Below are 15,665 nucleotides of genomic sequence, written 5' to 3' on the forward strand. Positions count from 1 at the left end.
CAACGATGTCTGAACGCAAAACCCTCGAGGCCGCCAGCGATATCGAGGCTCTCGATCAACTGCTCGAGGTGGCCGGCCTGGATCTGGTCGACGTGGGCTGCGGCGCTGGCAAGCTGAGCCGCGAATTGGCCCAGCGCGGCGCCCGTGTGCTGGGTGTCGATCCCGATGCCATCCAGGCCGCCAAGAACCGCGAGGCCCCGGCCGAGGAGGGATTGCGCTTTGCCGAGGCGCCGGCCATCGCCTTGCCGCTGGACGACGGCAGCCAGGACGGCGTGATCATGTCGCGCTCGCTCCACCACATGGCTATCGACGAGATGGAGCCGGCACTGCGCGAGGCGGTGCGCGTGCTCAGGCGAAGCGGTTTTCTCTATGTGCTCGAGCCCGATTACTCCGGCAGCTACTGGGATCTGCAGAAGTCCTTCAATAACGAATCACCGGCCCGTCTGGCCGCGCTCGAGATCTTGGACCGGGCGGCGCCTGCGCTGTTTGGCGAGATGCAGGAATATTGGTACGACTTGTCGATGAGCTTCGCCGACTTCGAGACCTACCTAGAAGCCACGCTCAGCCGCACCCATGTCAAGTTCGAGCGCCACCGGGTCGACACGCCGGAAGTGCGGGCGCGTTTCGAGGCGGCGCGTGGCGAGGACGGCCACCGCTTTGCCCAGCCCGTGCGCCTGCGCCTCTATCGCGGCATCAATAATGGCTGAAAGCGGCTGGTTGAGCCAGGCGCTGCTGACGGTCGAGGACATCTATCGGGCCGACGCCGCGGCCATCGCCGGCGGTGTGCCCGGGATCGAGCTGATGGAGGCCGCGGGGGCCGGCGTCGCCGCCGAGATCACCCGGCGCTGGCCGGCCCAGAGCGCCGCCATCCTGACTGGGCCGGGCAACAACGGCGGCGACGGATTCGTGGTGGCCAGGCTGCTGGCGGAGGCGGGCTGGCAGGTGCGCCTTGGCCTGTTGGGCCCGGTCGAGGCGCTGGAGGGCGACGCCGCGGCCATGGCGGCGCGCTGGACGGGCCCGGTCGAGGCCCTGGAGCCGGCGCTGCTGGAGGGCTGCACCCTGGTGGTCGACGCCGTCTTCGGGGCCGGTCTGGCGCGCGATGTCGGCGGCCTGGCGGCCGAGACTTTGCGATCTGTGGGCGAGCGCGGCCTCGTTTGCGTCGCCGTCGATATGCCCAGCGGCGTCTCGGGTGACACCGGCGCGGTGCTGGGTACTGCCGCGCCAGCCGCCCTGACGGTGACGTTTTGTCGGCCCAAGCCTGGCCATTTGCTGCAGCCGGGAGGGGCGCTTTGCGGCGAGACCGTGGTTGTCGACATCGGCATCGCCGACGACGTGGTGGCGAAGATCGCCCCGCGGGCCGCCGCCAACCATCCCGATCTCTGGCTGGCCGACTATCCCTGGCCGCAAGCAGGGCAGCACAAGTATGGCCGCGGCCACGCCGTGGTGGTGAGCGGCGGCCCGGCCACCACCGGAGCCGCCCGCCTGGCCGCCCGGGGAGCGCTGCGCAGCGGTGCCGGGGTGGTCACGGTGGCCGGGCCGCCGGCGGCCTTGATCGTCAACGCCAGCCAACTCACGGCGGTCATGACGGCGAGCTTCGATGGCGCCGAGGAACTGGCCCGTTTTTTGGCCGAGCGCCGTCGCAACGCCGTATTGCTGGGGCCGGGCAACGGGGTTGGTAAGGCCACCCGCGAGAACGTCCTGGCGGCCCTGGCCGGGAGGGCGGCCGTGGTTCTCGATGCCGACGCCCTGACAACTTTCGCCGAGCATCCCGAGGCCCTGTTCGCGGCTTTGCGCGAGGACGTCGTGCTGACGCCGCACGGCGGCGAATTCGCGCGGCTTTTCGCCGACTTGGCTGGGCCCCACGGCGGCGACAAGCTGGCCGCCACGCGGGCCGCCGCCGCTCGTTCAGGCGCCGTGGTGCTGCACAAGGGCCCCGACACGGTGATCGCCGAGCCCGGCGGCCGGGCCGTGATCAATGCCAACGCGCCGCCTGAGTTGGCCACCGCGGGGTCAGGCGACGTGCTGGCCGGCTTGGTGCTCGGATTTCTGGCCCAGGGGCTGCCGGCCTTCACGGCGGCCTGCGTGGCAACCTGGCTGCACGGCGCCGCCGCCGCCGCCTTCGGGCCCGGCCTGATCGCCGAGGACCTGGAGCGCTCGCTGCCGGCGGTGCTGCGAAATCTGCAACGTGAAGAATTTTAGGTATTTTTTTCAGAAAGTATTCGAAAGTAATACGTTAAAGATAAACGATAGTTTCGCCGACCGTCTTGAATAAAATGGTTAATTTCCCCAAATATAGAATTACAATAATTTGGGGAGAGCATCATGATGCATTTACTGCGACGCAAACCAAGGCATTTCGACGAAGTCGCCGTGGGCGGCCTTTATCATCGTCTCCTCGCCACCAACGTCAGCGAGACGGCGGAGATCGTGGCCCTGGCCGAAGACGCCTATGGCGTGCCCCATGTGCGCTTCGAATTGACCGCCCACCTCTCTGGCAAGATCCTCGATACCGGCCAGCGCACCCTGGCCACCGCCGCTTTCCTGGCCGATTTTCGCCCGGGTCCGCCGCAGGAATTGGCCGCGGCCAGTTGAGGAGTACGATAATTTGGCAATAATAGATTATTAAAATATTAAAATACAGATAGTTAAGATATTTTCTTAACCTGTTACTTTATATTGCGGGGCAGTCCTCGGGCGCCTGTTTCGGGTGCCCTCGTACGACTTGCGAGCGAGCCAGCCGGGGACGACCAACCTGGGGCTTGCGGTTTGTCGTCCGGCGTCACACATTAGCAAGGCATGAGCACACAAGAGCAGCCAGGGGAATCCGCCGGCCCGGCGCCAGCCGGGTTTTTCGACCGCGCGGTACGCAATATTCGGCGGGCCTGGAAGGACGTCGCCGGTTCGGCCCGGGTGGCGCTCACCGGCAGCGTTCGGGCCGACCTGCCGGACGAGGACGCCGAACGCCTGGCGGGCCAGATCGCGGCTTGTCTGGAGGCCCGCGGCGGCGAGGTTTCGGCCCGCGCCCGGGCGGCCGACCTGGGCCGCACCTATCTTGGTCTCAGCGCCACTGGCCGGCAGCGCTTCCTGCGTCTGCTGGCGGCCAACTACGGCGTCGACCGTGACGCCCTCAAACTGGCCACGGCGGCCCTGCAGGCGGCCGAAGGCGCCGCCTTCGATGCCGCCGAAACGAAGCTGCGGGCGGCCCTGGTGCCGCCTCGGGTCAAGCTTCTGACCCAGTTCAACGCCCTTGATCAGGGCGTCAAGTTTCTCGTCGACATGCGCGCCGACCTGCTGCCGTTGGCCCGGCGTGAGGTCAGCCTGAAAGCCCTGGACGACGATCTCAGGGGCCTGTTGGCGTCGTGGTTCGATATCGGCTTTCTCGACCTCAAGCGCATCACCTGGGAGGCCCCGGCGGCGTTGCTGGAGCGCCTCATCGCCTACGAGGCGGTGCACGCCATCCAGTCCTGGGACGACCTCAAGAACCGGCTTGGCTCGGACCGACGCTGTTATGCCTTCTTTCATCCGCGCATGCCGCAAGAGCCGCTGATCTTCATCGAGGTGGCGCTGGTCGCCGGCATGGCCGGCAACGTCCAGGAACTGCTCGACGAAGGTGCCCCGGCGGGTGATGCCGAAGATGCCGACACGGCCATCTTCTATTCCATCTCCAACGCCCAGAAAGGACTTGCCGGGGTCAGCTTCGGCAGCTTTTTGATCAAACGCGTGGTCGACGACCTGCTGCCCGAGTTGCCGGGCCTCAAGCGTTTCGCCACGCTGTCGCCGATGCCGGGCTTTCGGGGTTGGCTGGAAAGCGCCGCGGCGGCCGGTGCCATCGACTTCGGCGCCGCCGAGGAACGCAGCTTCAAGGCCCTGACCGGGGCCGACAACGCGGCCAGCGGACTGGCGGTGCTGCTGGCCCGGCCCGACTGGCCCGATGATGGCGAAGTGGTACAGGCATTGCGGCCGCTGCTGCTGCGCAGCGCCGCCCGCTATTTGCTGGAGGAAAAGCGCCATGGCGCGGCGCTCGACCGGGTGGCTCATTTCCATCTCTCGAACGGGGCTCGCGTCGAGCGTCTCAACTGGTTGGGCAACGCCTCGCCCGAGGGCCTCGGGCAATCGGCCGGACTGATGGTCAACTACCGCTACAAGCTGGCCGATATCGAGGCCAATCACGAAGCCTACGCCACCGACGGCACCGTCGTGGCCTTGCCGGCGGTGCGCAACTTGCTGAAGTAACATGCCTTCCCCGGGGTCTCCCGAGATCCTCCTGGGGACACTCGCCTTAGCGCTGGCAAAGGCGAATTCTTGTGTGATATAGAGGGTGGCCTTTCCGCAGGAGGTGGAGCTTAGGCATCCCTGGAACAGCCAGATGCGGCTGTGGTGGAACTGGTAGACACGCATGCCTTAGGAGCATGTGCCTTCGGGCGTGGGGGTTCGAGTCCCTCCAGCCGCACCAGGATGGTCATTCGTCCGTCACACCGCCAACCGGAGCGCGCCGTTCGGCGACCTTGATCCTTCCGAAATTCCAACGAGAGCTTGATGCAGGTAACACAGACCACTGCCGACGGACTCAAGCGTGAGTTCGCTGTCGTTGTCGCGGCCGCCGAGATCGAGACCAAGATCGCGGCCCGGCTGGAGCAACTTGCCACCACGACGCAGCTGCCCGGGTTCCGCCCCGGCAAGGTACCGGTGGGGCTGATGCGCCAGAAATACGGCGACGCCGTGACCGGCGAGGTGCTCGAGGACTCGGTCAACCTGGGCACCCAGCAGGCGCTGGCCGAGAACGAGTTGAAACCGGCGCTGCAGCCCCAGATCGAGATCACCAAATTCGAGCCCGGCAGCGATCTCGAATACACCATCGCGGTCGAGGTGCTGCCAACAATCGTCGCCACCGACTTTTCCCAGCTCAAGCTCGAACGTCTCAAGGCCGAGCCCAGCGAGACCGAGGTCGAACTTGCCATCGACCGCCTGGCCCAGGCCCAACGCGTCTATACCGAGGAAGAGGGGCGGCTGGCCGCCGACGGCGATGCCGCGGTGATCGATTTCGCCGGCTCCATCGACGGCGAACTCTTTGACGGCGGCAGCGGCCAGGATCACGAACTGGTGCTGGGCAGCCAGTCCTTCATCCCCGGCTTCGAGGAGCAGTTGTTGGGCGCCAAGGCGGGTGACGAGATCAGCGTCAAGGTCGACTTTCCCGACGACTATCCGGCGCCCCACCTGCAGGGCAAGGCGGCAGTCTTCGAGACCACCGTCAAGGCGGTCAAGGTGTGCGAAGAGCTGGCGCTCGACGATGCCTTCGCCCAGCGTCTCGGCCTGGAGAGCATGGAAGCCCTGCAGAAAGCCGTGCGCGAACAGATCGGCCACGACTACGACGGCGCCTCGCGGGAAAGGCTCAAGCGCAGCCTGCTGGACGCCCTGGCCGGCAGCCATGACTTCGAGGTGCCGCCGGGCATGGTGGCGGCCGAGCTTGACGCCATCTGGCAGACCTTCGGCGAGCAGGCCACCGAAGCGGCGCAGCAGGGCGAGAGCCCCGACCAGGCCGAGCTACCCGACGAAGCCGAGACCAAGGAACGTTACGCGCCAGTGGCCGAACGCCGGGTGCGGCTGGGTTTGCTGCTCTCGGAAGTGGGGCAACAGAACAACATCGAGGTCCACCCCGAGGAGGTCAACCAGGCCATCTCGGCCCAGGCCAGGCGCTTTCCCGGCCAGGAACGCCAGGTCATCGAGTACTTCCAGAAAGACCCCCAAGCCCAGGCCCAGTTGCGGGCGCCGATCTTCGAGGACAAGGTCATCGACTTCATCCTTGAATTGGCCGAGGTCGAGGATCGCCTGGTGGCGATCGAGGCGTTGATGCGCGAGCCCGAGGACGAGATGACGGCGCTACTCGAGGGGGACGGGGAAAAGAAGCCGGCCAAGAAGCCGGCCAAGAAGTCGGCCAAAACCAAGGACGAAGCTGACGGCGAGGAGGCGGCCAAGCCCAAAGCCAAAGCCAAAGCCAAAGCCAAAGCCAAAGCCAAACCCAAGGCCAAGGCCAAGCCCAAAGCCAAAACCGCGGCCCAGGAATAACGGCGCCACGCCCGCCGGGCCGCCTGCCCAAGGAGCGAAGCAGAACGACATGAGTGATATCCGGATGCAAACCCTGGTGCCCATGGTGGTCGAGCAAACCAACCGTGGCGAGCGGGCCTACGACATCTATTCGCGCCTGCTCAAGGAGCGCATCATCTTCCTCAGCGGCCCCGTCGACGACCACGTGGCCACCGTGGTGACGGCGCAATTCCTCTTTCTCGAGGCTGAGAATCCGCAAAAGGACATCGCGCTCTACATCAATTCGCCGGGCGGCATCGTCTCCTCGGGGCTGGCCATCTACGACACCATGCAATACATCCGGCCCGACGTCTCGACGCTGTGCTTCGGCCAGGCGGCCTCGATGGGATCGCTGCTGCTGGCCGCCGGGGCCAAGGAAAAGCGTTTCGCCTTGCCCAATTCGCGCATCATGGTGCACCAGCCTTCGGGCGGCGCCCAGGGCCAGGCCACCGATATCGAGATCCAGGCCCGCGAGATACTGGCCCAGCGCGAGCGCCTCAACCAGATTTACGTACGCCACACCGGCCAGCCGCTGGATAGCATCGAAAGCACTATGGATCGCGACACCTTCATGACCCCCGATGCGGCCAAGGAATTTGGCCTGGTCGACGACATCGTGAGCAACCGGCCGGAACTCGACGAAGAAGAGGATGACGGCTAGGGGTGGGAGCGGCTGGCCCTGCGGCCTTTGACCGACTTCGTCGTTAACGAATTCTTGATTGGCTGGCGGCGAAAATGATGAACGATGTCAAGATAATGATGAACGATGTCAAGATGGGGATTGGTTTTTGGCTTGAGCCTCAACATTTGGCGTTGTGGCGGGCGGGGCTGAGTGGCTAACATGCGTTCGACCACGGGGCTGCCAGTCCGGCCGAGGCAAAAGGCGTAGCGACGGGGACGTCATGAGCAAGTCCGGTAACAACGATTCGAAGAACACGCTTTACTGTTCTTTCTGCGGCAAGAGCCAGCACGAGGTGCGCAAGCTGATCGCCGGTCCCACGGTGTTCATTTGCGACGAGTGCGTCGAGCTCTGCATGGATATCATCCGCGAGGAGCACAAGAGCGCGCTGGTCAAGACCCGCGACGGGGTGCCGACGCCGGCCGATATCTGCGCCATCCTGGCCGATTACGTGATCGGGCAGGACCACGCCAAGCGCGTGCTCTCGGTGGCGGTGCACAATCATTACAAGCGCCTCAACCATGGCAGCAAGTCCAATGACGTCGAACTGGCCAAGTCGAACATCCTGCTGATCGGCCCCACCGGCTGCGGCAAGACCCTGCTGGCCCAGACCCTGGCCCGCATCCTCGACGTGCCCTTCACGATGGCTGATGCGACAACGCTGACCGAGGCCGGCTACGTCGGCGAGGACGTCGAAAACATCATCCTCAAGCTCTTGCAGGCAGCCGACTACAACGTCGAGAGGGCGCAGCGCGGCATCGTCTACATCGACGAGGTCGACAAGATCAGCCGCAAATCCGACAACCCCTCGATCACCCGCGACGTCTCCGGCGAGGGCGTGCAGCAGGCGCTCTTGAAGATCATGGAAGGCACCGTCGCTTCGGTGCCGCCCCAAGGCGGGCGCAAGCATCCGCAGCAGGAATTCCTGCAGGTCGACACCACCAACATCCTGTTCATTTGCGGCGGCGCCTTCTCGGGCCTGGAGAAGATCATCTCGGCTCGCGGCCAGGGCACCTCGATCGGCTTCGGCGCCGACGTGCGTTCGGTCGACGAACGCCAGACCGGCGAAATCCTCAAGGACGTGGAGCCCGAGGATCTCTTGAAGTTCGGCCTGATCCCGGAATTCGTCGGCCGCCTGCCGGTGCTGGCGACGCTCTCGGACCTCGACGAGAAATCGCTGGTCGAGATCCTCGAAAAACCCAAGAACGCCTTGGTCAAACAGTACCAGCGGCTCTTCGAGATGGAGGACGTCAGCCTGACTTTCTCCGACGATGCCCTGGCTTCGATCGCCAAGAAGGCGATCAACCGCAAGACCGGCGCCCGCGGCCTGCGCTCGATCATGGAGAACATCCTGCTCGACACCATGTTTGAACTGCCCAGCTTCAGTTCCGTAGAAGAGGTGGTAATCAATTCCGAGGTCGTCGAGGGCCGGGCCCAGCCCTTGCACATCCTGGCTGATCGGCACGAAGACCTGGAGACCAGCGCCTGACCCCAAGCCCCCAAGCCCCGAGCCCCGAGTCCCAGGTGCCAAGAGCCAGGCGCCGAATCCAGTGCTTGAAGTGGAACGCCGCCGATGCCACTTCTTTCGAAGTCATCTTGCGAAACCGTCGCGTCGCCCCATTTAGTTTGATGGCGGGCCAGCTGATCGCCTGATCGGTTCGCCCGCTGCCGTAGTCACCGTCGCCCTGGAGTACATTCTGCCATGATGGAAACCCCGGAAAGCCCGGACGCCCCCGAAACTCGGGACACCAACGTCTTTGCCGTGTTGCCGTTGCGCGACATCGTTGTCTTTCCGCACATGATCGTGCCGCTCTTCGTGGGTCGCGACAAATCCGTGCGGGCGCTCGAACACGTCATGAAGGACGATAGCCAGATCCTGTTGGTGGCCCAGAAGAACGCCAGCCAGGATGATCCCGGGACCGACGACATCTACCGCACGGGAACGCTGGGCTCGGTGTTGCAACTGCTCAAGCTGCCCGACGGCACCGTCAAGGTGTTGGTCGAGGGCAACACCCGGGCGCGCATCGAGCGTTTCACCGAGAACCCCGACTTTTTCCAGGCTCAGGCCGAGGTGCAGATCGATGCCGATGACGACGCCCGCGAGCTCGAGGCTCTGGCCCGCTCGGTGACGGCCCAGTTCGAACAGTACGTCAAGCTCAACAAGAAGATTCCGCCCGAGGTCCTGGTCTCGCTCAACCAGATCGAACAGCCCAGCAAACTGGCCGACACCGTGGCTTCCCACCTGCAGCTCAAGATCTCGGAAAAGCAGGAGCTGTTGGAGGTCGAGGGCATTACCGAGCGGCTCGAGCGGGCCTACTCGCTGATGGAAGGCGAGATCGGCGTCATGCAGGTGGAAAAGAAGATCCGCAGCCGCGTCAAGCGCCAGATGGAGCGCACCCAGCGCGAGTACTACCTCAACGAACAGCTCAAGGCGATCCAGAAGGAATTGGGCGAGGGCGAGGACGGCCGCGACGAGGTGGGCGAACTCGAGGAGCGCATCGAGAAGACCAAGTTCTCGAAGGAGGCCCGCGAAAAGGCCACGGCTGAGCTCAAGAAGCTGCGCAACATGAGCCCCATGTCGGCTGAGGCCACGGTGGTGCGCAACTACCTCGACTGGCTCTTGAACATCCCCTGGAAGAAGCGCAGCCGCATCAAAAAGGACATCAACTTTGCCCAGCGGGTGCTGGACGAGGATCACTTCGGGCTGGAGAAGGTCAAGGAGCGCATCCTCGAGTACCTGGCGGTACAGCTGCGCACCAACAAGATGAAGGGGCCGATCATCTGCCTGGTCGGCGCCCCCGGCGTCGGCAAGACCTCGCTAGGCAAGTCCATCGCCCGTGCCACCGGGCGCAATTTCGTGCGCATGTCGTTGGGCGGGGTGCGCGACGAGGCCGAGATTCGCGGCCATCGCCGCACCTACATCGGCTCCATGCCGGGCAAGATCATCCAGTCCATGAAGAAGGCCAAGACCTCGAACCCGCTGATCATGCTTGACGAGGTCGACAAGCTGGGCGCCGATTTCCGCGGCGATCCCTCCTCGGCGCTGTTGGAGGTGCTGGATCCGGAACAGAACAATACCTTCAACGACCATTATCTCGAAGTCGACTACGACCTTTCCGAGGTCATGTTCATCACCACCGCCAACACGCTGCGCATTCCGCCGGCGCTCTTGGATCGCATGGAGGTGATTCGCATCTCGGGCTATACCGAGGACGAAAAAATCGAGATTGCGCGTCAGCACCTGATTCCCAAGCAGGTCGAGGCCCATGGCCTGAAAGACCAGGAGTGGGCCATTTCGGGCGAGGCGCTGAAGGGCTTGATCCGCCTTTACACCCGCGAGGCCGGCGTGCGCAACCTCGAGCGCGAACTGGCCAGCCTGACGCGCAAGGCCATCAAGGACATCCTGCAGAACGGCAGCGAAAAAATCCGCGTCACCCGGCGCAATCTGGGAAAATGGCTGGGTGTGCCGCGCTACCGCTTCGGCGAGGTCGAGGAGGAGAACCAGATCGGCGTCACCACCGGCCTGGCCTGGACCGAGGTCGGCGGCGAGCTTCTGACCATCGAGGCGGTGAAGCTGCCGGGCAAGGGCAAGATGATGATCACCGGCAAGCTGGGCGAGGTCATGCAGGAATCGGCCCAGGCGGCGTCGAGCTACGTGCGCTCGCGCTGTGTCGACTTCAGCGTCGCGCCCGAGATCTTCGAGAAATGGGATATCCACGTCCATGTGCCTGAGGGCGCCACGCCCAAGGACGGCCCCTCGGCCGGCGTCGCCATGATTACCTCGATCGTCTCGATGCTGACCCAAAATCCGGTGCGCAAGGAAATCGCCATGACCGGCGAAATGACATTGCGCGGCCGGGTGCTGCCGATCGGTGGGCTCAAGGAGAAGCTGTTGGCGGCGTTGAGGGGCGGCATCAAGACCGTGCTGATCCCCAAGGAGAACGAGAAGGATCTCGCCGAAATTCCCGATAACGTCAAGCGGGGCCTAGAAATTATTCCCGTTGCCGTCGTCGACGAAGTCCTCGCCCAGGCCCTGGTCGAGCCTCTGGTGGCCATGGAATGGCCCGACGATGAGGCCGTGGGCAAAGTCGGCGGCAAGGATGGCGACGCTGCCGCCGTGGCGCGCGATGGCCTGGTGACCCACTGATCTGCTGTTCCCCCACGGCAGAAAAAGGGGAGAAAACTAGGGGCCATAAGGTTTTTCCCTTTGACGGGTTGCCCCCTCCGCTCTAGACTTTGCCTCGCCTATCTGGTCGACTACTAGAACACGTCCATCCCGGATTTAACCATTGATCGACAAATGACGGAGGAGGCCAATCGTGAACAAGAACGATCTCGTGGCGAGCGTTGCCGGTGGAGCCGGACTGTCCAAGGCTGACGCAGCAAAGGCCGTTGACAGCGTATTCGATACCATTACGAATTCGCTCTCCAATGCCGGTGAGGTACGCCTCGTCGGATTTGGCACCTTCAGTGTGGCGCGGCGCCGTGCCTCGGAAGGCCGCAATCCCCGGACCGGCGAAAAGATTCAAATCCCGGCCTCCAACCAGCCCAAGTTCAAGGCCGGCAAAGCATTGAAGCAAGCGGTCAACTAACATATTTCCGCTTGCGGGAGTAGAGAACCGGCCGCCCTGGGGTGGCCGGTCTTGCTTTGGCGGGGCGATTAGCTCAGCTGGGAGAGCATCTCGTTTACACCGAGGAGGTCGGCGGTTCGAGCCCGTCATCGCCCACCAAGCCATATGCCGCCCAACCTTAATCCCAGGCGAAAACCGGTTGCTCGTAGTGGGCGACGCGGATGGTCCGGCCCTGTAGCGCGACCTCGCGGAATTGGTAAAGGTAAGCGCCGCTGGGTGCGTTGAGGCGGCGCTCCGCCAGTGGCAGGCGCAGCACCGGCCGGTCGCTTTCCGGGATGTCGACGAACTCGGGCGAATCCTCACGCATCAGCTCGGCCAGCGGGATCGGGTAGACGCGCACCACCTCGTCGGCATTGAGGTCGAAATTGGCCTCCTCGATCCAGACCACCACGGGCGTGATGAGATAGCCCGAACGCGTCGGGTAGTCATCGAGAACACCCAGCACGTTCTCGCTGCCGGGGCTTAAGCCCACCTCTTCCTCGAGCTCACGCAGCGCCCCGGCCACGGCGTCTTCGTCGCCGTCCAAACGGCCGCCGGGCAAGGCCCACTGGCCGGCATGGCTGCGCAGCCGGCTCGAGCGCCTGGTCAGCAGAAAGGCGGCATTGCCGGCGCCGTCATCGAGCACGGTGATGGCCACGGCGGCACCCTTGAGGCCGGCGGCGGGCTGGTCCAGGCGCTCGAAGCCGGCCAGATTGGCTTCGATCCTGGCCCGCAAGGCGGAATCGAACGGGATCTGCCGGCCCGCGGAATGGGGGAACTCTGAAAAAGGCATGGCCGGGGACAATAACCCAAAGACAGGCCCTCCCAAAGCCGCGCGTTCTGGGTTAGATTGCGCCAATTCTTGCCCCCAGGGGCTTCACACGGAGGACACTATGGACGCTACCTATCAAGAGATTGCCGAGGCCCTGGCCGTTTACTTCGACGGCTTCTACGAAGGCGATATCGACAAGCTTAAGCGTATCTTCCATCCCAGCGCCCACCTGTTCAGCGCCACTGACGGGCCGCTGGCGGACGACCCCATCGAGGCCGTCTACGCGCGCGTGAGCGGCCGGGCCAGTCCGGTCGACAGCGGCCAGCAGCGCATGGACCGCATTCTCTCGATCGACAAGTCGGGTGCCGAATCGGCCCTGGCCAAGGTGCAGATCGCCATCGGGCCGAAGTTTTTTACCGATTACCTCAATCTTCTGAAGATCGACGGCCGCTGGCAGATCATCTCGAAAATCTACACCTACGTGCCGCTCGAGGAAGCCCAGGCGGCCGCCGCCGAATAGCGCCGTCGATCGGCCTCAATTCTTCTGGGAGATAGGTCCCTGTCCCCGAAACTCCGAATAGCGCCGTCGATCGGCCTCAATTCTTTTGTTTGATGGCGGTGCTCTCCAGCGTCTGCCAGGGATCGGGCATTTCGCCCACCGGGGCGTCGATCAGCACCGGGCCAGGGTGGGCGAAACCGGTCTCGATGGCGCCCTTCAACTCGTCAGGCGACCCGGCCCGCAGTCCCAGCGCGCCGAAGGATTGGGCCAAACCCACGAAGTCAGGGTTCTTCAGGTCGGTGGCGATGAGGCGGCCGCCGTATTCGTTTTTCTGCATGCGCCTGACATTGCCGTAGGCGCCGTCGTTGAAGACCACGGCGACGACATTGATGCCGTGCTGCACCGCCGTCGCCAGCTCGGGCATGGTGTAGAGGAAACCGCCGTCGCCGTTGATCGACAGCACCGGCCGCTCGGGATGCGCCACCTTGACCCCCAGTGCCGTGGCAAAACCGAAGCCCAGCGTGCCCTGGTAGCCGGTACTGATGAAAGTGCGCGGCTGGTAGACGGGAAAGGCGGCCCGGTTCATGTAGCCCACCTGAGTGAGCTCGTCGACCATGATGCCGTCATCGGGAAGGGCGGCACGCAGCGCCCGGCTGTAGCCCATCTGGGGCCCGAGCTCGGCGTCGAACCGGGCCATCACCTCGGCTTTCAGGGCGGTGAGCTCTTCTTCGCGCGAGGGGCGCTGGCGGTTTTGCTTCTCCAGCACCGGCAACAAAGCCTTCAGGGTCTCGCGGGCGTCGGCCACCAGGCTCACGTCGGCGCGGCCGATGCGGCCGATTTCGGTGGGATCGATATCGATGTGGACGATCTTGCGTGGTGCTGCCGGCCCCCGTTCTGGCCATTGCATGCGCGGTCCCTGCAGGCGTGACCCCACTCCCACGATGACGTCCACCTGAGGCCAGATCTTCTTGGCGGCAACGGTACTCTGGGCCAGGTAGTGGCGGTCGCTGAGCACGCCCTTGCCCATGCGGTGGGTGACCACCGGCGCCTGCAGCAGCTCGGCCAGCTGTTTGAGTTCGGCCTCGGCGCCGATGGCACCGCTGCCGGCGAAAATCATCGGGCTTTGAGCCTCGCCCAGCAGCTTGGCGGCGGCCTTCACCAGCTCGGGATCGGGCTCCAGCGGCGGCGGCGGGGCCTGCGCTTCCAGTGCCGTAACGGCCGCCCGGCGGGCCATCTGGTCGGGTGGCATTTCCAGGCCCACGGGTTGCGGCCGGCCGCTTTGCAGCTGCCGGAAGGCCTCGGCCACAGCCGCCGGCACTTCGCTGGGGTGGTTGATGCGCCCGGCCCATTTGGTCAGGCCGCGCAGGATGGCGAGCTGGTCCGGGATCTCGTGCAGCATGCCCAAGCCACGGCCGATGTGGCGCGTCGGTACCTGGCCGGCCAGGCACAGCACCGGGGCGTTGCAGCCATAGGCCGTGGCTAGGGCGGCGGTAGTGTTAAGCAAGCCGGGCCCGGGCACTACGGCAAAGCAACCCACCCGGCCGGTCGATTGGGCATAACCGAAGGCCATGTAGGCGGCGGCCTGTTCGTGCCGCACCTGGATCACCCGCACGGCGTTGCCTTCGTCGTGCAGCGCATTGAAGAAGTGGTCGAGCTGGACGCCGGGAATGGTGAAGATAGTGTCGACCCCTTGGTTCAGGACCGATCGCACCAGCGCCTTGCCACCGCTCATACCTGTCATTGCCGTCTCCGCCAAAATTGGGAACCAAAGGCCCATATTTAACCCGCATTCCCCGCCGGGTCACGGCCTATGGCGCTTGACACCCCGTTGGCGCTAAAGTACACGAAAGCGCCCTTGCGGGGGTGTAGCTCAGTCTGGTTAGAGCGCTGGCCTGTCACGCCAGAGGTCGCGAGTTCGAGTCTCGTCACTCCCGCCACTTTTCCTCTCGAAAGATTCCGGATTCAGGCCTTTCGGCGATTGGAACAGCCTTTCGATCGTGCCAATCTGCACTTTGCACTTTGTTGGCTTGGCGTTATGATCCGGTCGCGCCGAGCCTGGTGGCCCAGACACTCTGAGAGCACCTTGCGAGGGCGATTTTTTTGCGGGCGTTTGAGTGATGCAAGATCTGCTGCTCGAGTATCTACCGATCCTGATCTTCCTCGTGATCGCCATCGCCCTGGCCGTCGTCATTGTTGGCGCCTCCTGGCTGGTGACGCCGCAGAAGCCGGATAGCCAAAAGCTGCTGCCTTACGAGTGCGGCTTCAACACGCTCAGCGATTCGCGGCGCCAGTTCGATGTGCGCTTCTATCTCGTGGCCATTCTTTTCATCATCTTCGACCTCGAGGTTGCCTTCCTCTTTCCCTGGGCCATCTCTCTGGGCAAGATCGGCGTCTTCGGCTTCTGGTCGATGATGATCTTCCTCGGCATCCTGACCATCGGATTCGTTTACGAATGGAAGAAGGGGGCTTTGGAATGGGAGTAGAAAACCCGGCCCCGAACCTGGTCACTGCCAGCGCCCTCGATCAGCCCTTCGCCGGCATGGCCAGCGACCTCAGCGACAAGGGTTTTCTGATCACCCAGGTCGACAAGGTGGTCAACTGGTCGCGCACCGGCTCGATGTGGTGGATGACGTTCGGTCTGGCGTGCTGTGCCATGGAGATGATGCACGGCTCGATGCCGCGCTACGACATGGACCGCTTCGGCATCATTCCCCGGGCCAGCCCGCGCCAGTCCGACGTCATGATCGTGGCTGGCACGCTGACCAACAAGATGGCGCCGGCGCTGCGCCGGGTCTACGACCAGATGGCCGAGCCGCGCTGGGTGATCTCGATGGGCAGCTGCGCCAACGGCGGCGGTTACTATCACTATTCCTATTCCGTGGTACGCGGCATCGATCGCATTGTACCGGTTGACATCTACGTGCCGGGCTGTCCGCCGACGGCCGAGGCCTTGATCTACGCATTCCTGCAGTTGCAGCGCAAAATCAGGCGTACCGGGACCTTGCGGCGCTGAGCCGCGGGATT

General features: G+C 64.2%; 14 protein-coding genes and 3 tRNA genes. 15 read left to right on the forward strand and 2 right to left on the reverse strand.

Features of this window, described 5'->3' with window-relative positions; genetic code table 11:
- Nucleotides 1–5: 5 nt before the first annotated feature.
- The 11 genes from QGG75_21925 (at nucleotide 6) to QGG75_21975 (ending at nucleotide 11,490) form a co-directional block, all read left to right on the forward strand.
- Nucleotides 6–707 carry a class I SAM-dependent methyltransferase gene (locus QGG75_21925; GenBank protein ID MDP6069885.1) on the forward strand — a complete coding sequence of 234 codons (702 nt, stop codon included), beginning with the start codon at nucleotides 6–8 and terminating at the stop codon, nucleotides 705–707.
- Complete coding sequence (locus tag QGG75_21930) at nucleotides 700–2,199, forward strand: NAD(P)H-hydrate dehydratase (GenBank protein MDP6069886.1); 1,500 nt, start codon at nucleotides 700–702, stop codon at nucleotides 2,197–2,199. The genes QGG75_21925 and QGG75_21930 overlap by 8 nt, the downstream gene beginning before the upstream one ends.
- A 123-nt stretch (nucleotides 2,200–2,322) precedes the next feature.
- Nucleotides 2,323–2,592: a hypothetical protein gene (locus tag QGG75_21935; GenBank protein MDP6069887.1), complete on the forward strand. Its 270-nt coding sequence runs from the start codon at nucleotides 2,323–2,325 to the stop codon at nucleotides 2,590–2,592.
- 204 nt (nucleotides 2,593–2,796) lie between these two features.
- Nucleotides 2,797–4,233 (forward strand): malonyl-CoA decarboxylase, encoded by a 1,437-nt coding sequence (locus QGG75_21940; protein ID MDP6069888.1) that lies wholly within the window; start codon nucleotides 2,797–2,799, stop codon nucleotides 4,231–4,233.
- Between the two features lie 135 nt (nucleotides 4,234–4,368).
- Nucleotides 4,369–4,453, forward strand: a tRNA-Leu gene (locus tag QGG75_21945).
- An 83-nt stretch (nucleotides 4,454–4,536) separates the two neighbouring features.
- The gene (tig, locus tag QGG75_21950; GenBank protein ID MDP6069889.1) at nucleotides 4,537–6,063 is read left to right on the forward strand and encodes a trigger factor; all 1,527 of its coding nucleotides are present in this window, start codon (nucleotides 4,537–4,539) and stop codon (nucleotides 6,061–6,063) included.
- 49 nt (nucleotides 6,064–6,112) lie between these two features.
- Nucleotides 6,113–6,742 (forward strand): ATP-dependent Clp endopeptidase proteolytic subunit ClpP, encoded by a 630-nt coding sequence (clpP, locus tag QGG75_21955; protein ID MDP6069890.1) that lies wholly within the window; start codon nucleotides 6,113–6,115, stop codon nucleotides 6,740–6,742.
- A 241-nt stretch (nucleotides 6,743–6,983) separates the two neighbouring features.
- Nucleotides 6,984–8,249: an ATP-dependent Clp protease ATP-binding subunit ClpX gene (gene clpX / locus QGG75_21960; protein ID MDP6069891.1), complete on the forward strand. Its 1,266-nt coding sequence runs from the start codon at nucleotides 6,984–6,986 to the stop codon at nucleotides 8,247–8,249.
- A 213-nt stretch (nucleotides 8,250–8,462) separates the two neighbouring features.
- Nucleotides 8,463–10,907, forward strand: coding sequence for an endopeptidase La (gene lon / locus QGG75_21965; GenBank protein MDP6069892.1), 2,445 nt, complete (start codon nucleotides 8,463–8,465; stop codon nucleotides 10,905–10,907).
- 172 nt (nucleotides 10,908–11,079) lie between these two features.
- Complete coding sequence (locus QGG75_21970; GenBank protein ID MDP6069893.1) at nucleotides 11,080–11,352, forward strand: HU family DNA-binding protein; 273 nt, start codon at nucleotides 11,080–11,082, stop codon at nucleotides 11,350–11,352.
- Between the two features lie 62 nt (nucleotides 11,353–11,414).
- Nucleotides 11,415–11,490 (forward strand) — tRNA-Val (locus QGG75_21975).
- A gap of 19 nt (nucleotides 11,491–11,509) precedes the next feature.
- Here the strand turns inward: QGG75_21975 and QGG75_21980 are convergent.
- Nucleotides 11,510–12,163, reverse strand: coding sequence for a CoA pyrophosphatase (locus QGG75_21980; GenBank protein MDP6069894.1), 654 nt, complete (start codon nucleotides 12,161–12,163; stop codon nucleotides 11,510–11,512).
- A 100-nt stretch (nucleotides 12,164–12,263) separates the two neighbouring features.
- Between QGG75_21980 and QGG75_21985 the strand changes: the two genes are divergently transcribed.
- Entirely contained in the window at nucleotides 12,264–12,662 is a 399-nt protein-coding gene (locus QGG75_21985; GenBank protein MDP6069895.1) for a nuclear transport factor 2 family protein, read from the forward strand.
- 76 nt (nucleotides 12,663–12,738) lie between these two features.
- Here QGG75_21985 and QGG75_21990 read toward each other — a convergent pair whose 3' ends face one another.
- Nucleotides 12,739–14,382, reverse strand: coding sequence for a thiamine pyrophosphate-binding protein (locus tag QGG75_21990; protein ID MDP6069896.1), 1,644 nt, complete (start codon nucleotides 14,380–14,382; stop codon nucleotides 12,739–12,741).
- Nucleotides 14,383–14,500: 118 nt separating this feature from the next.
- On the opposite strand from QGG75_21990, the gene QGG75_21995 reads away from it, so the two are divergent.
- From QGG75_21995 to QGG75_22005, 3 genes are all read left to right on the forward strand, one after another.
- Nucleotides 14,501–14,578: transfer RNA gene (locus tag QGG75_21995), tRNA-Asp, on the forward strand.
- 180 nt (nucleotides 14,579–14,758) lie between these two features.
- Nucleotides 14,759–15,124, forward strand: coding sequence for an NADH-quinone oxidoreductase subunit A (locus QGG75_22000; protein MDP6069897.1), 366 nt, complete (start codon nucleotides 14,759–14,761; stop codon nucleotides 15,122–15,124).
- Nucleotides 15,115–15,654, forward strand: coding sequence for an NADH-quinone oxidoreductase subunit B family protein (locus QGG75_22005; GenBank protein MDP6069898.1), 540 nt, complete (start codon nucleotides 15,115–15,117; stop codon nucleotides 15,652–15,654). Before QGG75_22000 ends, QGG75_22005 begins: the two co-directional genes overlap by 10 nt.
- Nucleotides 15,655–15,665 lie beyond the last annotated feature (11 nt).

It is taken from the genome of Alphaproteobacteria bacterium, assembly GCA_030740435.1.
Classification (GTDB): domain Bacteria; phylum Pseudomonadota; class Alphaproteobacteria; order UBA2966; family UBA2966.